Genomic DNA, 18,462 nt, shown 5'->3' on the forward strand with positions numbered 1-18,462 from the left:
ACAGATGATAGTTTTATATCATTTTATATAAAGGCGGCTATGTTTATGCGCAAATTCGTCTATCTTATTATCTTTTTTTCATTTTTTGATTTATTCACCCAGCTGCCGATTATGAGTCCTTTTGCTGAGTCGCTCGGTGCGACTCCTTTTTTAACCGGGCTTGTCGTCGGGATGTACTCCTTCTCCAACACAATCGGCAACTTATTTTCCGGTTTTTTAACGGATAAAAAAGGACCGTTTCTTGTTTTAGTAACCGGCCTTTTAGCAACGGGTGCGGCACTTTTGTTTTATCAGACAGCGACGGACGCCTGGTCTCTTCTCTCGATTCGCTTTATGCATGGTTTGCTGGCAGGGCTTATTACACCCGCAGCGTTTACCTATTTGGCTAACGTAACGGCAAAAGAGAAGAAAGGAAAAGGCGCTGCGATTTCAGGTGCTTTTGTCGGTCTTGCCGCTATTATCGGTCCGGCATTCAGCGGCATTGTAGCCAGCAGAACGAGTGAGACAACGGTGCTGAATGTCACAGCTAGTGCAATGCTTCTTTTAGGTATACTCGCTATTTTCCTTTTACGTACATCTATTAAGCCTGATCCAGCAATCAAACAAAAGAGAGATAAAACAGCGCCATCTCTTTTCCACAATAGGGATGCCTTAAAATCGTTTACTGGCGCATTTCTGCTTATGTTTTCGCAAGGAGTGCTTGCTTATATGCTGCCGCTCAAAGTCATCCAGCTCGGTTATGACACACAAACAAGCGGCCTTCTTTTAAGTACATTCGGTATTGTTGCGATTCTTGTTTTTCTCTTGCCAATCAACTTACTCTTTGACCGGTTACGACCGGAATTAACGTTTTCATTTGGGATCGCGACGATGGGGGCAAGTATGCTGCTTATCAGTCAAAGTGAGAATGCTGCTTTTCTTTATGCGTTAATGGGCTTATACGGCATTGGTTTTGCCTTTTTATTTCCTTCGATTAATTCATTATTAATTGGCGCAGTTGAACCAGCGCACAGGGGAAAAGCATATGGCTACTTTTACGCATTTTTCTCTTTAGGTGTCGTTGCGGGCTCGACTGTAATAGGCGTTATGTCACTATCTCCAGCGGGAGGATTTCTTTTCACTGGTCTTTTATTAACATCAGCGGGCACTTTTGTCTTTTTAAGAAGAAATAAATAACGTGATCAGCCTTGATAGGACAATAAAATTAAAAAAGATCCTGAGAAAACATATATACGTTTTCTCAGGATCTTTATCATTTAATATTAAGAGTAAACTCCCTTACTAATGGATGATTCATTTGATAAGAATCATTCTTCCATCCAATTAAAATGCTGTCGTTTTCTTACTCATTCCGCTAAACAGATACCCAAGTATACCGCCAACGACAGCAGGAAGGATCCAACCTAATCCTACTGAATACAAGGGAAGGATCGCTGTAAACAACTCATTGATTGCTTGTATCTTTATTCCTGCTGCATTTAATCCATCAAACAAACTAACAATAAAGGTGAATAAGAAGGCTCCCTGATAGACCTCTGGTTTCCCTTTAAAAAACGCATGGATAAATGTTAAGAACATTAAACAAATCGCTAACGGATAAATGGCCACTAATACTGGAACAGAAATACTAATTAATTTCATCAAGCCTATGTTAGCAAAGATCATGCTAAAAAGTGACAAAACGATCGCAAATGTATTGTAAGTAACTTTTGGAAATAATTTATGAAAGTAAGAAGCATTAGCCGTGATCAGACCAACACTCGTTGTTAAACAGGCCGCAATAACAATTAAACCTAACAAGATTCTGCCGTAAGGGCCAAAGTAATAATTGGATACACCCGCTAAAATAGTTCCGCCGTTTTCTAAATAGCCAAGCTTCCCCACACTTCCGGCACCTATATAGGTAAGAGATGTGTAAATAATAGCCAAAAGTGCTGCAGCAATTAACCCTGCTTTAAAACAAGTGATCATGACTCGTTTCTTGTCGGTAATCCCTTTTTCTTTAATTGCATTAATTACAATGATTCCAAAAACAAAAGAAGCAAGAGCATCCATTGTTAAGTAGCCCTCTTGAAAACCTGTAAAAAATGAATGTTCCATATAATTTTCAGTAGGCGCACTAAAATTCCCAATTGGATTAATGATTGCTGTCACAATAAGTATTCCGATAAAAAGTAATAAAAGCGGAGTTAAAATTTTCCCTACAATATCTACAATTTTTGAAGAGTTCATCGAAAAGTAACATGTAATTCCGAAAAATAAAATAGTGAATATTAATAAAGGAAGAAAACCAGTATCTTCACCTAAAAAAGGTTTAACACCTATTTCATAAGAAACGCTTCCTGTTCTCGGTATAGCAAATAGGGGCCCAATCGCTAAATAAAGGACTGTCGTAAAAATTAAGCCAAACCAAGGATGAGCTCGACTAGCCAGCGACTGTAAATCACTTTTACCTGAAAAACCAAATGCCAATACACCGAGTAACGGCAGACCAACTCCAGTGACGATAAACCCAGCATTAGCCGCCCAGGCGTTATCACCAGCCAATTGACCAAGCATTACCGGAAATATTAAGTTGCCTGCTCCAAAAAATAAAGCAAATAGCATGAAACCAATAGCAATTACAAACGAAAATGAACCTTTTTTTGACACTATATCACCCTTCCAAAGATTGAATACAATTACTTATTATTCAATCAATTCTCTCGCTCTTAGTAACAAGCCTAAATACAAATAATAGTACTATGACGGTATTTTTGTCCATAGAAATATGTAAAATAATTATCGGTTATTAATAACTTAAATTACATTTAAATACTTATAAACATCTTTTCATTTTACATAAAAGACAATTGCTTAGCTCTCTTACTAAATATGTACAGACGATATTATAACGATTAAAAAAGAGGGACTATCCCCGGTCAGTGAGTAATTGAACAGGAATAGCCCTTACCGAGCTGCTGTAAAGATCTATCGCCGGGACCGAAAGCGCAGGTGACCCGCTTCCCGGGAGGTCATTGCCCCGACACCGCGTGCAACATCCGAAGCAATTTCTTGTTGAACTTCAGCAGGATCTGTACCGGCATATCCGGGTTCCATAATAGACGCGAGATCCGGAATATTGCCAAATTCTTGATCAAATGGCTGCTGAGTGATTGATTGTTGGCGCTTCAGTACTTGCTGTGCAGGTCGATATATTTGTTTTCGCATAGTTTCTTCTCCTTTCTTGAACAATTGGCGCCATCTATTATCTTTATTATTATTCCCTGTTTCTATACAGTTAAATACGTTATTTATATCCAAGTAAGTAGATGAGTTACACTGATCATCTTCTGACAATCTCGTGAACAGTAGCTGAAAAGAGTGAATTTCTTTATCGATTCAGTTATCTTTAAAGAACAGTAAATATCCTTAGGAGGAAATGATGCTTAAAACAACCATTGGCAAACTGCGATTTATGGGCTATTTTGAAGGAGTTTCTTTGCTTGTCCTGCTTTTCATCGCGATGCCGTTAAAATACGGCTTTGACATTCCCGAAGCGGTCCGCATCGTCGGTTCGATTCACGGAGCACTGTTCGTTACATATTGCATCGTTATTGCCTATGTAACATTGAAAACGAGATGGAACATCATTTGGCCTATTTTGTCCATTGTCGTGGCCTTCATTCCATTCGGCAACTTTATTTTAGATAAAAAATTGCACAAACTTGAAAAAACGTACGGATAAAAAAGCAGCCTGGATTATAACACAATGTCCAAACTGCTTTTTTTCATTATTAGGGTCGATAAATTGCACAAACATCGAAACTGAATGATTAATAAAGTGAAACTTCATTCAGTGGAGGTTAGGTTCACAGGACGTGACGACCTTAGTCTGCATTCCATTCTCCTAACAAAATAGTGAAGTTATTCCTTTTGATTCGACAATACCTCTGTTACACTTAAGAAAATGATTTCAGGAGGAGATTGAATGCGTTTAACTGATAAAAAAGTCATTGCTCTTGTAGAAGATGAATTTGAAGATTTGGAACTATGGTATCCGATTTTACGTCTGCAGGAAGAAGGGGCAACCGTTCATTTAGTCGGCAATGAAGCCGGAAAAAAATATATTGGAAAATACGGTGTTCCAGCTGTATCCGAGTATGCATTTACCGATATTCAAGTGGACGAATACGACGCAATTCTCGTTCCCGGCGGCTGGGCACCGGATAAATTGCGACGTTATCCTGAAGTGATCGATTTCGTCCGCAGCATGAACGATGCGAAAAAGCCGATCGGGCAAATTTGCCACGCTGGATGGGTATTGATTTCAGCGAATATTTTAGATGGTGTCAACGTGACAAGTACACCAGGTATTAAAGATGACATGACGAATGCTGGTTCAACGTGGCACGATGAAGCAGTCGTTACGGACGGACACATTATCTCAAGTCGCCGTCCGCCCGACCTGCCGCCTTATGTCAAAGCGTTTGCTGATAAACTAGCTGAATAGAATAATAGCAAGAAATCCCGCCGATAAGTGGCGGGTTTTTTTTCAATCATTGCATTCATTTCACTTAATACATCCATCCGGCGATCATATGATTTTCAGACTTCTTTCAATCCTACTTAAATATGGAAAATAAACCATTCTTCATATAACAATGAGATTCTTTTCATGATATGATCATAGGAGCTTCTATTAAAGTGGAAAATGAATATATTTAAAATAAACGAAGGAGGAATGACGATGCAACGGTACAGAAAAAGAAATACCCCCGCTTTCACCGTATTGGCCTACTTCACATTTTTTGCAGGCATATTTTTGTTTTCAATCGGTCTTTACAATGCAGATAGCTTGCAACTGAATGAAAAAGGCTACTACATTGCTGTCATGATTTTAGTAGCGGTTGGCGCGATCTTAACCCAAAAAGTAACGCGCGACAACGCGGAAGATAACGAAATTATTGCTCAGGAAGAAGAAGAAAGAAGACGGAATCTGCCGACTAACAAAGCAGAATGATCTTGGAAGAAGGCACCCATACAGTGCCTTCTTTTTTATAACTTTCTTTTCAGCACATCTTTGCTTTGTTACTTTCTACTCATTTTTCAGCTATTTTGTTCATTTTCCATACGATTTACTCCATTACTCTCGTTCATTTACCTGAAAAGCTAATTCTGAAACACACTTCTTGCTTCTCATAAAGTGAAACTTCATTCAGTGGGGGTTTTCTTCATCCCCCACTGAATGTTAGTTGAACCAATCGGGCTTTTACGGGCAGTTGATCCCTCGCTTATCCTTCTTTTCTTTTCGAAGTCTTGAAGCGGGGGTCTTACTGCCCGTTGATGCGGGATAAATATCATTGCTTCAATCGGTTCCTCATCCCATGCAACTTCCTTCATTTTCCGACGAATGTATGGAATCTTCCGATGTATATAGAAAACCAGAAGTAGTTCCACTACCACACATAACCCCTCGACTACAATTCCTGCATACATAATCCCTTTCTCAGTATTTATCAAAAGCATATTACATTGTTCAATTATTTATCTGGTAACGCTTTACTAATGACGCCGCACGCGATACGATCTCCGGCATCACCTGCTGGCTGTGATATATTGTCGTCCGCTTTCGCATGAATGATAAGCGCGGTTCCAGCTTCACTAAGCAATGAATTTTGTTCACCTTGTTTTAACGTCACTTGATCAGCTGTCACTTCTGTTTGAGCCGCTCCATCTTCTCCTACTTCAATATTAGGAAGATCGCCCGCATGTGGCCCTTTTTCATGATCAACACCGTGGCTAGCGTCTACCGGATTAAAGTGTCCGCCGGCTGATTCAAATTTCGGTGCTTCACATTTTCCAGTCTCGTGAATATGGAATCCATGCGTTCCCGGTTCCAGCCCTGAAGCTTCCAGACGGATTAGAACGCCTGCATCCGTTTGTTCCAATTCAGCAGTTCCTACTTTTTGTCCTTCTCCATTCGTTATTTCCACCATTGCCGTTTCTTCTTCATTTACTGTCACGTCTCCAGCTGCTTCTTCACTGTTGCCTGTTGTCTCTATCCCATCATCATTGCCGCTTCCACAAGCAGCAAATAAAAAAACCACCAGTAGAACAAAAGATAAAAATAAACAGCGCTTCATCTTCTCTCCCCTTCCTTTTATATATACCACTAACATACTGTACACGAAATATAAGGTAGTTAAACCCAAAAATGTTTATTCAGCGCCAATATCCGCAAATCATAAAAAGGGAATTTCAACATAATTCCTTATAATAAACCGCTCGTTATAATAATTTAACATGAACGATCCATTTTCAAGCATGTTATAATTTCTTTGTACCATTTAATAGAGAGAGAAAGGGGATCCTATGCGAAAAGTTGGAGGAAGTTTAGCCGCTTTTCTTTTTGTGTTTACGTTCGTTTTGCACGTTTCTGCCCAGTCTTTTGGCGATGTGGATCGCCACTGGGCAAAAAAAGAAATCGAAGCTCTCACAAATGAAGACGTTATTTCAGGCTATGAAGACGGGACATTTCGTCCTTATACAGAAGTGACGAGAGGCCAGTTTTTAGCTTACCTCGTTCGGGCACTTGATTTACCAGCAGGAACATCTACGTTTCCCGATGTTCCACCGACAAGTCGTCTTTATGAAGATATTGCTGCAGCGAAAAAGGCAGGGCTCATTTTAGGGAATGCCAATGGACAAGCGCTTGCTAATCAGCCGGTGACAAGATCTGATGTCGCAGTCATGCTGGACCGGGCAATGCAGCTGAAAGGTGATTATACAAACCGTGCTCCTCTTACATACAAAGATGCGGCCAAAATCGGCAAATATGCGTATGGCGCTGTCGAGCGTATGACACATTACGGCTTAATTAGAGGGACAGCTGACGATACGTTTGAGCCAACCAAAATTGCCACACGTGGAGAGTCTGCTGTTTTTGTATATAGAATGATGGCAGCACTTGACTTGATTGGCGGCAGTATTAAACCCGTTCCACCCACACCTGCCGATAATCAAGAAGTCGTTGTTCCAGTCCATGAGGATCAGTACATAAAAGTACGGATGAATACAAAAGGGGTACCGCTCACGTACACCAAACAAACAACAATAGTACATGTTTTATCAACGGATGAACATTATTATTATCATATGGGCAGCACATCAAAACCGCTAGGCTCACTGCAGGTGACGCTACGCAAGCTTGATAATGGAGATACATTTGTTTTCACAAAATTCCTTCACAACGGCGACAACACGTATTCGGCCTCTGTGATTTTGCCATTTCAGCAGTCAAATGATTATTCGATTGCCAAGTATTCCGCACATGGAACGGTTGACCAATCACATAATAATACGTTTGGCGTTGACAAGACGTCTCATCCAACGGGGATTTTGTCAGTAAAGAACGGAGTCAAAGTCACAAACGAAGTGATGATGGGCAAAAACTATATCTCCGTTCAGCGCCAGACGAATTACGCGAACGGACAGCGTTCTGTTATTCGGGAATTACTGAATGAACGTGAAAGCTATCAAGTACTGACGAACCCATCACAAAATCTTGTGACGGCACAAATGAATATGTCAGTTCAAGGGAAAGCCATTTCTGAATCGTGGGCGCTTCTGTCCGAACAGCCGCTGTTCGCAAGTGAAACGAACCGGAATGACTGGTTCAAGAGAACAATTCTCGAATACGGATCGATTAATAACTGGTTTACAGCGGATGGCGCTTACACGAAATTACCATGGTCGATTGAGCCCACTTATCAAATGGGATATGGCCGCAATATTAACCGGCTGCAGGGCGGCATTTATTTAACGGCTTATAATGCGAATCAAGAGCGCTACCTCCGTGACTTAGTTGTGAATGCCGTGGCAGATCTTGATGTATTTGCAGGCGGCGCTATCACTGCAGGGGATACACCTGTTTTCGAAACAGAATATACGAGTACATGGCTGAAAAAAGCTTACGGTACAACCGCTCCGTATGTGGATACACGTCTGAATGAAAATGCAGCGCTTTTCTTGAAAAATACGGGAGAAACACTTCATGTTCCACAGATTGCAAAAGCCAATTTGCGCTATGCAGACTTTCTGATCAACCAGCGAAATCTCGGCAATACGATATCTGTGACACCGTCCGGCTACTTAATCGCCGACTATTATAAAATTGGTGCAGATAGTAAGAAAACGCATGCGTCTCTGAATCATGCACTCGGTGAAATGCGCTTTTTGCTGGAAACATATAAACAAACCGGCAACACAGTATACTTGACGACCGCACGTGAGATGAAAGAAGGTATTGAAAACCTTCATCCGAAATGGATTCGCCCGAGCGGTGATCTTTGGTATCAGGTGAACAGCGATCTTACCTTTTCTGGGGGAGATTACCCTGATTTAACATTGATGGACTTATTATTAAGTCAAAATGTCTTTGCGGAAACGGGCATTGCACGCAGCGAAATTTTTGATCAATTGATCCGCACAAAAACGGCCTACCTTGTCGATAATAACATTTCAATTATCAAACCAGTCGTTCAGCTTCTTCACGATCAAGGCTTCAGCGATCTTATCAACGGAACATATCGTGCAAGCTCTAGCAGAGTAGATCTTAATGAACGTCCAAAAGACACACTTGATTTGCTAGCAGAGTAAAATTAAAATGACGTGCTAAATTCCAATACTTTAGCACGTCATTTTACCTTTTTCATTTAATCTAAAATCAATGTTTCCTTCAGATTAAATGATCTAATGCTTTTCTATTCAACCTTTCATGCCCGTATAAATATGAATAGCATCTCTTAGAAACTCCGCTCCACCTGGCTGTTTTTCATCGTAATATGCTTTAAACCTTTCATCATCTACATACATTTGGGCTAGACCTGCATGTGCTTCTTTACTGTATTCACTCCAATAGTACATGAGCCATTTCTTATGCAACTCAGCTACCTTTTGGCCCAGCTCGCCCGCTGGATCGCCATTTTCAAAAGCCTGTGCTAATGTTTCTAATACTTGTTTCTCTAAATTTGTCACCGCCTCATAATCTTCTTCGGTCATATTCATGACTTTTGCATTTGATTGATCAATCGTTTTATTGCTATATTTTTGCCGAATTTCTTCTCCATATTTTTTTTCATTCTCATCGATCATTTTTTGCTTAAACCCTGTAAATTTTTCTTTATCCGTCATATTCGTTCTCCCTTCTGTTAAAGCAATGGTTTTCTCCACATTCGCCAATAACAAATCTAATTGTTCCTTTTTTGCAAGGAGCTTTTCGCGATGTTCCCTCAGTGCGGCCGCACCGTCAAAGGAAGATGCCGTTATGATCTCCTTTATGCTCTCTAAACTTATACCTAATTCTTTATAAAAAAGGATTTGCTGTAACTTATCAACTTCCGATTGTCCATAGATTCGATAACCCGATGAATTAATCCTTGTCGGCTTCAGAATATCGATTTCATCATAATACCTGAGTGTTCTGGCGCTGATACCTGCTAGATTGGCCAGCTTTTGCACTGTATACTCCATCTGCTCGCCTCCTTACAAATGTAACGATACACCTTTACGCAACGTCAAAGTCAATTTCTTTTTTGTATACTTTTCATTTTAAAAATAGCCTAAGTTTTTACTTTCATATATGATTTATTTACCGGAATGAAAGCATCGCAACCATCACATCAATAAAGGCTATCGAGAACTCGTCACTTCCTCACTGTCTAAAGACAAATTACATTGATAGGAGCTGTAAACATTGGAAAAACAACAAAGTGGCTTAATGCCATTTATTTCTCTTATTTTATCAACTAATATTCCTAAAGCTGCACTCATGATCGGGTTAACGGCCAGTTTACTTACAACTCTTACAGGCCTTGTTGTCCCACTGCTCACAAAGAATTTAGTAGATGGTTTCTCAGTGGCATCATTAAGCACTCCACTCACGATCAGTATTGGAGCAGCCTTTATCATCCAAGCAGCGATTAGTGGAGTCTCTATCTATTTGCTAAGCTTGGTCGGCCAAAAAATAGTGGCAAGATTACGTGATCGCATGTGGATAAAGCTGATTCGATTACCTGTCAGCTATTTTGATAAACAATCAAGCGGTGAAACCGTAAGTCGGGTCGTTAATGATACAAGTGTTGTGCAAGATTTAATTTCGAGCCACTTTCCACAATTCATTACAGGTATTATTTCTGTTATTGGAGCCATCATTATCTTACTAGTAATGGATTGGAAAATGACACTGCTCATGTTAATTTCTGTTCCAATTACATTGGCCGTTATGATTCCTCTCGGACGTAAAATGGCAAAAATCTCACGCGGGTTACAAGATGAAACCGCCACTTTTACAGGACACATTCAACAAACACTTAGTGAAATCCGCTTAATGAAATCCTCAACAGCTGAACAAAACGAAGAAGCAAAAGGGCTAATTGGGATCGAAAAGCTGCTAGGTTTCGGATTAAAAGAAGCACGTATTTTTGCCTTAATCGGACCAACCATGTACCTTGTCGTTATGATCGTTATTGTCATGATTATTGGTTATGGCGGCATACGTGTGGCAAATGGAACGATGTCAACGGGGGCACTTGTTGCTTTTTTGCTCTATCTTTTTCAAATTATTATGCCGATTACATCCTTTGCCATGTTCTTTACTCAATTACAAAAAGCAAAAGGAGCAACAGAGCGGATTATCGAAATTTTAGAATTACCGTTAGAAGAGGGCCAAGGCGGTTTAGATATCGATATTACAAACGAATCCATTCATGTCATAAACGTATCATTTGCTTATAGTGAAGATGAACCTGTACTCGAAAATATTTCATTTGACGCACAGCCGGGTGAAATGATTGCTTTCGCCGGACCGAGCGGCGGTGGGAAAACGACGATGTTCGGATTGCTGGAACGATTTTATGAACCAACAGCAGGTGAGATACGAATAGGAGACACGCCCATAACCGAGTTATCGCTTGCCTCATGGCGCAGTCAAATCGGTTATGTATCACAAGAAAGTGCCATGATGGCTGGAACGATCCGGCAAAATTTATGTTACGGTTTAAAAAATGGGGAAAATATATCGGATGAACGTCTATGGGGAGTTGCAAAAATGGCATACGCAGATCAATTTATCGAAACATTCCCAAAAGGACTGGACACCGAAGTTGGTGAGCGTGGTGTGAAACTATCTGGTGGGCAAAGACAGCGTATCGCCATTGCACGTGCTTTTTTACGAGATCCTAAAATTCTCATGATGGATGAAGCAACGGCAAGCTTGGACAGCCAATCAGAAAGTATCGTGCAAGAAGCTCTCACACGATTAATGGAAGGTCGCACGACATTCGTCATCGCCCATCGATTATCCACGATTGTCGATGCGAATAAAATTATTTTCATCGAAAAAGGACAAGTAACCGGCATCGGAACACATCAAGAATTAATACAATCACATGAATTATATCGTGAATTCGCTGAACAACAGTTAGCTTAGAAGAAAAGCCCCCACTAGATGAAAATGACTCGTATCGCTTCAAAATCCTCTGCACATGATCATGGACATTGCGTATGCTCAATCGTTCCAGTCAGTACAGTGTTTAGCGGTTGATACGCAATCATCTTTTTTACTATTATAAAAGCCGCTCAAAAAAGAACACCATGAAAACGGATCTCTTGATGTAAAAGAAATCCGTTTTTATTACCTTTATCACTGATTAAAACAGCAACATTGGCTTCTTTATTTTTCATTTCATATCTGTATCAAATTCTGGGGCAATTGCTTTTTTAATAGATAGAGCGATAATGAAAGCAACAATACATAAGCCTAATGCAAACCAATAGGCATGGTGTACACCGACAGTCATTGCTTCATTCATTAACTGCTCTGTTACCCGGGCTGTTTGTTCTTCAACATGACTTTTACTGCCTTGAGTCATGATACTGACAAAGATCGAAACGCCAAGTGCCCCTGCGATAGGCTGCAATGTGTTCGAAATGGCTGTGCCATGTGGATATAAATGCTTTGGCAATTCATTTAACGCATTCGTTTGTGCTGGCATCATGATCGCCGAAATAGACAGCATCAATAGGATATAGACTATAATGAAAGACCATATCGGTATAGAAGGATTGATATTACTAAAGAAGATCATGACTCCGATTAACACGATTGTACCGGGTATAATTAATTTTCTAGGGCCATATTTATCAAATAAAGTGCCCATTACTGGTGACATGAGGCCATTTAATAAGGCACCTGGTAACAGCAATAACCCCGCTACCTTCGCAGTATATCCGAGAGGTCCTTGCAAGTACATTGGCATCACAATTTCAGAAGCAAACATCGCCATAATAACAATGACAAAAACGCTGACTCCTTGTGCATAACTTTTATATTTAAATACCCGAACATCTAACAAAGGTTCGTCTAACTTTAATTGACGCAGTGTAAATAAAAGCAGGCTGACCAAACTGATTAAGATAATAGAAATAATCGTTGCTGATAGAAACCCTTTTGGATTTTCTCCAGCGCTGCTAAAGCCATAAACAATTCCCCCTATTCCAATTGAAGAAAGGATAATAGATATTACATCTACTTTAGGGCGAGTAACCTCACCAACATTTTGCAAATACTTTAACGCAAATAAAATTGAAAATAGTGTAAACGGAATAACGGATATAAATAACCAGCGCCAACCTAATAAGTCAACAATGACTCCTGACAAGGTAGGGCCCAATGCTGGAGCAAACATAATGACCAAACCAAAAGTACCCATAATTTTCCCGCGAACTTCCGGGGGATAAAGTAAGAGCAAGGCATTCATTATAACGGGTATTAACAATCCAGTACCGACAGCTTGTATCATACGGCCAGTTAACAGCATGGGAAAATTCACTGCACAAGCAGCAATAATGGTCCCGATTAAAAAAACAGTCATGACACCAAGAAACATTTGTCTCGTAGTAAACCATTGAATTAATATGGCCGACATAGGCATTAAAACGCCCATAACAAGCATAAATCCAGTCGCTAACCACTGGACAGTCGGAGCATCGACATTAAATACAACCATTAGCTTTGTTAAAGCAATATTAAGCAATGTTTCATTTAATATGGCAAAAAACGCACCAATCATGAAAGTAATTAATATGGCTTTCGTATTTATTTTAGGTTTCATATAATTCCTCCGCTTAATAGATTGATTCTTAATAAATGGGATAAAAGTTCATTATTGATTTTTTATAAAAACAAAAAACCTCCTATTCATATTCGTGAATAGGAGGCAATGAGTACAGAACAAAAAGAAATGTAAAAAACCATCATCAAAATTTCTGATTGTCTATATAAGTACATTACTAATCCTATTCAAAAAAGCATCGTTAAAAAATGACAGTTTTCTGAACAGAAAAAGATCGTACTACACTCATCCATTTTTAAGGCTTAGCATTAGGAAAAAGCACAGATATATCCCGTTCAGAAAATGGTTTCGCAAATGATAACGAATATTTTTTTCATAACAGGATTATAAAATCATGTACTTTTCCACCTTCCATTTTTGGTTATCTTTATTTAAACAAGTATTTTTGTACAAGTCAAACACTAAATGATGCATGACCCTAAAAGCGTGTATTTCAGTATAGTTAGCAGGTTATCAGTCAAGCAAAGGCGCTTTTAATAACCGTAATCGATAGGCATTCATCGCTGTTTCCCCTAGGCGATCGAGAAGATTATAGTTTGCATACGCTCCTATAACTGCTCCAACCCCCGGAATTAACTGAAGTATTTTCACTAAATCGATATAGTCCCGATATTCCTGTTGAAACGCCAACCAGTCCATATCAGCAAGGATCTTCCGCTGTTCTTCCCAATTTTCAATAATATGCAGCGTTTCCTTTCGTTTTTCATCACTTGAAAAAGCAAGCTGAAACACGTGAAGAATAAATAGACGTTCCTCATATTCATTCGTATCAAATCCATAAACAGCAGCTGCCTCAAACAAAAACTTCATTTTAATGGATAAAAGCAGCGGAAAATCAGCAAGACCAAGCAAAAGACCACCTGCACCTGTTCCAGCTCCTTCAATAACAGCTGTTCTCCGAAATAATGATAACTTTTTCTTAAAAAGCTCATCCCTTTCATAAAGGCTCAACCCAGTTGCCTGGTGTTTATTAGTCATGATATTTGAGCCAACAAGTGTCGTCTTTACCATGCTTTTAATACTCTCTGTCAATATTTTATGGACTTTTTCTGGAATTAGCTCGTTTACTTTCCCTTGCGTTTTCTTCGATACTCGGGTTATGAAGCCTGACTGCTTGATCATTGTTCTCTTCCAGGCTTGCAGCTCATCACGTACCTTCACACTATAGTCAATCATTTCCTCACCTCTCTTTCACATCGATCCGGATAACTTTATAACGCCCTTTTATCGAAACTAGCTTCTGTAAATCAAAATAGATATAGTGAAACTTCATTCAGCGGAGGTTAGGTTCACAGGACGTGACGTTCTTAGTCTGCCTTCCTCTTAGCCCCACTGAATAAAAAAGAACTCAGGTAAAGAGCACCGCGTCCTGCGGCAATACCTGAGTGACCGGCTTCAGCAGGCCCGAACCAATCGGGCTTTTACAGACAGTTGATCCCCCCGCTTATCCTTCTTTTCTTTTCGACGTCTTGAAGCGGGGGTCTTACTGCCCGTTAATGGGGATAAAAAAAGATGAATCATTTCCTTGTTAATGCCCATACTCATTTAGGCTTATGTGATCCGATTTATAGAACCCCAGAATTTCACCTCTATTTTTCAGGCGATAATCCGTTCATTAAAAATTGGATCGTTCTTTCAATCTCCGCATTGTCATCCCATTTTTCTTCGGGCGAGAGCAAATAACGGGCAATTATATAGCCAAAAATAGTCGATGCAGCCACTCGTATAACAGTGTCTGGCGGCATTTCAATGATTTGTCCTTTTGCTTGATAGTGTTCAACAATTTGTCTAAGCCGCTCGAGTACTTTTTGAGCAATGTGCTCTTTGAATTGTTCCCTCAGTTCTGGTTGAAAAGGAATTTCTTGAATGAAGATCCGAAAAAGCGGCATGTTGCTTTTAAGGAACTGTATTCGATTCTCGATAAACGCTTTTAAAAAGTCTTCTAATCTTTCAAAATCTTGATTCAACACTTTATTTAAATCTTTGATCACAAACGGTGCGATCAGTTTTGCCATCGTTGGGGCAACAATAGCCATAAGCAACTCTTTTTTCGTTTTGTAATGTCTAAATATTGTTCCTTCCGCCACACCAGCTTTTTTCGCGATTTCACTTGTAGATGTTGCTGCATATCCTTTTTCCGCAAACGAATCAATGGCAGCTGCTACGATTTTTTTCTGTTTTTCTGTTAACTCATCCGCATTATGGAATAATTCTTCTATCATTTTATCCTGTTGAGACATTTCGAGCTCCTTCACTTCTTATATTTTTCGGTATTTTCTAAGTGCCAAGATGTTTACGACCATAAACAAAATGGAGAAGCCTAACAAGGCAAGGACATCCCTGTAAATTTCATCCCATCCGTAGCCCCTGACCATGATATCTCTTAATGCGTCAGCAGCATAATACAAAGGGGTAAGCGGTCCAATCCACTTCAACCATTCAGATATCGTTTCCAGGTTGAACAATCCTGAAAAGAAAATTTGCGGTACGACGACGATGGGGATAAACTGAATCATTTGCAGCTCATTATTAGCGAATGATGATAATAATATTCCAAGTGTGAGAGCTGTTAAAGAGAGAAGCAAGATGATAAATAGCACATTCAAAAATGCGCCCTCCATCAGCATACCTAACACATAGATCGCATACGCGGCAATAATCGTTGCTTGAATCATTGTGAAGATTCCAAAGCCTAGTACATACCCTATGACAATTTCCCATTTGCGCAATGGCGTGGAAAGAAGCCGTTCAAGCGTTCCAGTTGTTCGTTCTCTTAAGAATGACACTCCTGCAATCAAAAACACAAAGAAAAAGACAAAAAATCCAAGTAATACGGGTCCAAAATAATCAAACTGTCCCATCTCTTCAGAACCATGCAGAAAGTCCACTTTAGGCTCTAAAGTCTGTTCGCTTCCCTGCAAGGATTTGAGTGCCGTTTGAATCCACTTTACAGCAGCTCCATTGACAGCAGGATCACTGCCTTCCAAAAAGATAGCAGGTAATTGATTGTTAAATACTAAATAACCGTCTATCTCTTGGAAAGATAAATCCTCTTTCGCTTCTTTTTCATTCTTATATACAGTGATTTTCGCATCAGACATATCGATTTGATTCATAATGGATTCAGGAACATGAACGAATCCAATTTTCGGCGTATACTCATCGCCATTAAAGACTAAATGCAACATAGTCAATACAAGGATCGGAGCAAAAATAAGCAGCCCCATCGTTCTCTTATCCCGTACGATCTGCCGTAAGATCCTAATCACTAACGCCGTAATTCTCATATTAAGCACCTCCATACACAAGAAAAGCTTCTTCAATCGTCGCTGAATTTGTTTTTCCTTTTAACTCTTCAGGAGTACCGACAGCGATAAGACGACCATCTCGAATCAATCCTAACCGGTCACACTTTTCCGCTTCATCCATGACGTGTGTTGTAACAATAAGAGTCGTCCCTTTATTCTTTAATTCATTAAAAGCTTCCCAAATACTTTTCCGTAGCACTGGATCAATGCCTACAGTCGGTTCATCGAGAATCAAAATTTTAGGCTCGTGAAGGAGTGCGATAGCTAACGACAGCCTTCTCTTCATTCCTCCAGAGTAATTAGAAACTGGCTTGTGAAGATGATTTGAAAGTTGAACAAGCTTCATCACTTCTTCTATTCTTTGTTGCTGATTTTTCCCTTTTAATCCATACAAAGCTGAAAAAAATTGAAGATTTTCCTTCGCTGACAGTTCTTCATAAAGGGCATCGGATTGAGCCATGTACCCTATTTTTTCAATTAGCTTCAAGGACGGCATTTTTTCTTCAAACAGAAAGTTTTCTCCTGATGTCGGAATATCTAATCCGGCTAGCTGCTTTACTAACGTCGTCTTACCAGCACCCGATGGACCTAATAAACCAAATATTTCACCCTCCATAATCTCCAGACTAATTTCTTTCAGTACTTGCTGTTTTCCAAACTTTTTCGAGACATGACGAATTGAAATACACGCTTTTGTCGCCTCCATTATTCCACCCCTTTTTAAAATGAGTGATTACTCACTTTTATTTTATGCCATAACTGATTCCTTATCAACTTATATTACAGCTTTGTATGTAACTAACTTTCGGTTTCACTTTGAAATGAAAATGATTCATACTAACTATAGGAGATTTTCATAAAGAATATTCCTTAATTAAAGTAAATGAATCGATTATAAAGTGATACTTCATTCAATGGGGGTTAGGTTCAAAGGATGTGAACCATGCAGACGTTGTCACAGGACGTGACGTTCTTAGTCTGCCTTCCTCTTAATAAAAAAGAACTCAGGTAAAGAGCACCGCGTCCTGCGGCAATACCTGAGTGACCGGCTTCAGCAGGCCCAAACCAATCAGGCTTTTACGAGCAGTTGATCCCCCACTTATCCTTCTTTTCTTTTCGAAGTCTTGAAATAGGGATCATACTGCCCGTTAACGCGGGATAAATGGAGGAACCAAATGAATCATTCAATTATTGATGCTCATATTCATTTCGATTTATATTGTGAGGAAGAACGGGCTATTATTTTAAGGGACATGGAAAAATATAAGATAAAAGCATTCATTTCTGTGTCACAGCATCTTTCTTCTGCAAAGGCCAATTTAAAATTATCTCAAGAAGATCACCGAATTAGACCAGCTTTCGGTTTTCATCCAGAACAAGCGCTGCCGACGGAAATAGATTTGGCGGAATTGCAGCTTTTTCTTGATAAATATCACTCGCATATGGCTGCCGTTGGGGAAGTCGGGCTGCCCTATTATTTGAGAAAAAAAGAGCCCAGCATTCCGATAGAGCCTTATATCGAGCTGTTGGAGCAGTTCATCCAACAGGCAGCGGCACTGAATAAACCGATCGTCCTTCACGCTATCAATGAAGACGCGCCAATCGTCTGTACACTTTTGGAAAAGTATTCAATCACCAAAGCACATTTCCACTGGTTTAAAGGTGATCAGAAAACGATGGAACAAATGACGAGCAATGGCTATTTTGTTTCCATCACACCTGATGTCTTATACGAACAGAAAACTCAACAGCTCGTCAAACAGTATCCGTTGTCGCATATGATGGTTGAAACAGATGGGCCTTGGCCATTTGAAGGACCCTTTAAGAAAAAAATGACCCATCCCCAAATGATTCATCACGCAATAGAAAAAATCGCTTTCATCAAAAAGATGAAAGCGCAGGAAGTATACGATAGATTATATGAAAATACGAAACAATTTTATTTTAACTAACAAGAGAGGGGCTTTTTGGACTATTTT

16 protein-coding genes are annotated in these 18,462 nt (G+C 39.7%); 7 read left to right on the forward strand and 9 right to left on the reverse strand.

Features of this window, described 5'->3' with window-relative positions; all coding sequences use genetic code 11:
* Positions 1-39 precede the first annotated feature (39 nt).
* Positions 40-1,176 carry an MFS transporter gene (locus tag BLL40_RS14100; RefSeq protein WP_281247270.1) on the forward strand — a complete coding sequence of 379 codons (1,137 nt, stop codon included), beginning with the start codon at positions 40-42 and terminating at the stop codon, positions 1,174-1,176.
* 147 nt (positions 1,177-1,323) lie between these two features.
* On the opposite strand, the gene brnQ is transcribed toward BLL40_RS14100, so the two are convergent.
* Both brnQ and BLL40_RS14110 read right to left on the reverse strand, forming a co-directional pair.
* Positions 1,324-2,652, reverse strand: a complete 1,329-nt coding sequence (gene brnQ / locus BLL40_RS14105; RefSeq protein ID WP_073712507.1) for a branched-chain amino acid transport system II carrier protein — start codon at positions 2,650-2,652, stop codon at positions 1,324-1,326.
* A gap of 318 nt (positions 2,653-2,970) precedes the next feature.
* Entirely contained in the window at positions 2,971-3,210 is a 240-nt protein-coding gene (locus tag BLL40_RS14110; protein ID WP_073712508.1) for a hypothetical protein, read from the reverse strand.
* 214 nt (positions 3,211-3,424) lie between these two features.
* Between BLL40_RS14110 and BLL40_RS14115 the strand changes: the two genes are divergently transcribed.
* From BLL40_RS14115 to BLL40_RS14125, 3 genes are all read left to right on the forward strand, one after another.
* Positions 3,425-3,727, forward strand: a complete 303-nt coding sequence (locus tag BLL40_RS14115; RefSeq protein ID WP_073712509.1) for a DUF3817 domain-containing protein — start codon at positions 3,425-3,427, stop codon at positions 3,725-3,727.
* 243 nt (positions 3,728-3,970) lie between these two features.
* Complete coding sequence (locus BLL40_RS14120; protein WP_073712510.1) at positions 3,971-4,492, forward strand: type 1 glutamine amidotransferase domain-containing protein; 522 nt, start codon at positions 3,971-3,973, stop codon at positions 4,490-4,492.
* A 237-nt stretch (positions 4,493-4,729) separates the two neighbouring features.
* Positions 4,730-5,002 carry a YiaA/YiaB family inner membrane protein gene (locus BLL40_RS14125; RefSeq protein ID WP_073712511.1) on the forward strand — a complete coding sequence of 91 codons (273 nt, stop codon included), beginning with the start codon at positions 4,730-4,732 and terminating at the stop codon, positions 5,000-5,002.
* A 520-nt stretch (positions 5,003-5,522) separates the two neighbouring features.
* Here the strand turns inward: BLL40_RS14125 and BLL40_RS14135 are convergent.
* Entirely contained in the window at positions 5,523-6,125 is a 603-nt protein-coding gene (locus BLL40_RS14135; RefSeq protein ID WP_073712513.1) for a superoxide dismutase family protein, read from the reverse strand.
* Between the two features lie 229 nt (positions 6,126-6,354).
* On the opposite strand from BLL40_RS14135, the gene BLL40_RS14140 reads away from it, so the two are divergent.
* Positions 6,355-8,640 (forward strand): S-layer homology domain-containing protein, encoded by a 2,286-nt coding sequence (locus BLL40_RS14140; protein ID WP_073712514.1) that lies wholly within the window; start codon positions 6,355-6,357, stop codon positions 8,638-8,640.
* 108 nt (positions 8,641-8,748) lie between these two features.
* Here BLL40_RS14140 and BLL40_RS14145 read toward each other — a convergent pair whose 3' ends face one another.
* Positions 8,749-9,513, reverse strand: coding sequence for a MerR family transcriptional regulator (locus BLL40_RS14145; protein WP_073712515.1), 765 nt, complete (start codon positions 9,511-9,513; stop codon positions 8,749-8,751).
* Positions 9,514-9,760: 247 nt separating this feature from the next.
* On the opposite strand from BLL40_RS14145, the gene BLL40_RS14150 reads away from it, so the two are divergent.
* On the forward strand, positions 9,761-11,470 hold the full coding sequence (locus BLL40_RS14150; protein ID WP_173799929.1) for an ABC transporter ATP-binding protein: 1,710 nt from the start codon (positions 9,761-9,763) through the stop codon (positions 11,468-11,470).
* Between the two features lie 250 nt (positions 11,471-11,720).
* Here the strand turns inward: BLL40_RS14150 and BLL40_RS14155 are convergent, their stop codons facing one another.
* The 5 genes from BLL40_RS14155 to BLL40_RS14175 all read right to left on the reverse strand — a co-directional run bounded on the left by BLL40_RS14155 (position 11,721) and on the right by BLL40_RS14175 (position 17,189).
* Positions 11,721-13,154 carry an MDR family MFS transporter gene (locus tag BLL40_RS14155; RefSeq protein ID WP_073712517.1) on the reverse strand — a complete coding sequence of 478 codons (1,434 nt, stop codon included), beginning with the start codon at positions 13,152-13,154 and terminating at the stop codon, positions 11,721-11,723.
* A gap of 474 nt (positions 13,155-13,628) precedes the next feature.
* Positions 13,629-14,351: an EcsC family protein gene (locus BLL40_RS14160; protein WP_073712518.1), complete on the reverse strand. Its 723-nt coding sequence runs from the start codon at positions 14,349-14,351 to the stop codon at positions 13,629-13,631.
* A gap of 413 nt (positions 14,352-14,764) precedes the next feature.
* The gene (locus BLL40_RS14165; RefSeq protein ID WP_073712519.1) at positions 14,765-15,415 is read right to left on the reverse strand and encodes a TetR/AcrR family transcriptional regulator; all 651 of its coding nucleotides are present in this window, start codon (positions 15,413-15,415) and stop codon (positions 14,765-14,767) included.
* An 18-nt stretch (positions 15,416-15,433) separates the two neighbouring features.
* Entirely contained in the window at positions 15,434-16,462 is a 1,029-nt protein-coding gene (locus BLL40_RS14170) for an ABC transporter permease (RefSeq protein WP_073712520.1), read from the reverse strand.
* A 1-nt stretch (position 16,463) separates the two neighbouring features.
* Entirely contained in the window at positions 16,464-17,189 is a 726-nt protein-coding gene (locus BLL40_RS14175) for an ABC transporter ATP-binding protein (protein ID WP_073712521.1), read from the reverse strand.
* Between the two features lie 469 nt (positions 17,190-17,658).
* Between BLL40_RS14175 and BLL40_RS14180 the strand changes: the two genes are divergently transcribed.
* Positions 17,659-18,435, forward strand: coding sequence for a TatD family hydrolase (locus tag BLL40_RS14180; protein ID WP_073712522.1), 777 nt, complete (start codon positions 17,659-17,661; stop codon positions 18,433-18,435).
* The last annotated feature ends 27 nt before the right edge of the window (positions 18,436-18,462 follow it).

The organism is Domibacillus mangrovi, from assembly GCF_001906925.1.
Lineage (GTDB): Bacteria > Bacillota > Bacilli > Bacillales > Domibacillaceae > Domibacillus > Domibacillus mangrovi.

Bases quoted from the DNA above. Each gene is read 5' to 3' on its own strand.
- BLL40_RS14120 (WP_073712510.1), top strand. From the start codon at position 3,971: ATGCGTTTAACTGATAAAAAAGTCATTGCTCTTGTAGAAGATGAATTT.
- BLL40_RS14170 (WP_073712520.1), bottom strand. From the start codon at position 16,462: ATGAGAATTACGGCGTTAGTGATTAGGATCTTACGGCAGATCGTACGG.
- BLL40_RS14100 (WP_281247270.1), top strand. From the start codon at position 40: ATGTTTATGCGCAAATTCGTCTATCTTATTATCTTTTTTTCATTTTTT.
- BLL40_RS14135 (WP_073712513.1), bottom strand. From the start codon at position 6,125: ATGAAGCGCTGTTTATTTTTATCTTTTGTTCTACTGGTGGTTTTTTTA.
- BLL40_RS14125 (WP_073712511.1), top strand. From the start codon at position 4,730: ATGCAACGGTACAGAAAAAGAAATACCCCCGCTTTCACCGTATTGGCC.
- BLL40_RS14160 (WP_073712518.1), bottom strand. From the start codon at position 14,351: ATGATTGACTATAGTGTGAAGGTACGTGATGAGCTGCAAGCCTGGAAG.
- BLL40_RS14155 (WP_073712517.1), bottom strand. From the start codon at position 13,154: ATGAAACCTAAAATAAATACGAAAGCCATATTAATTACTTTCATGATT.
- BLL40_RS14115 (WP_073712509.1), top strand. From the start codon at position 3,425: ATGCTTAAAACAACCATTGGCAAACTGCGATTTATGGGCTATTTTGAA.
- BLL40_RS14175 (WP_073712521.1), bottom strand. From the start codon at position 17,189: ATGGAGGCGACAAAAGCGTGTATTTCAATTCGTCATGTCTCGAAAAAG.
- BLL40_RS14110 (WP_073712508.1), bottom strand. From the start codon at position 3,210: ATGCGAAAACAAATATATCGACCTGCACAGCAAGTACTGAAGCGCCAA.
- BLL40_RS14150 (WP_173799929.1), top strand. From the start codon at position 9,761: ATGCCATTTATTTCTCTTATTTTATCAACTAATATTCCTAAAGCTGCA.
- BLL40_RS14165 (WP_073712519.1), bottom strand. From the start codon at position 15,415: ATGTCTCAACAGGATAAAATGATAGAAGAATTATTCCATAATGCGGAT.
- BLL40_RS14180 (WP_073712522.1), top strand. From the start codon at position 17,659: ATGAATCATTCAATTATTGATGCTCATATTCATTTCGATTTATATTGT.
- BLL40_RS14145 (WP_073712515.1), bottom strand. From the start codon at position 9,513: ATGGAGTATACAGTGCAAAAGCTGGCCAATCTAGCAGGTATCAGCGCC.
- BLL40_RS14140 (WP_073712514.1), top strand. From the start codon at position 6,355: ATGCGAAAAGTTGGAGGAAGTTTAGCCGCTTTTCTTTTTGTGTTTACG.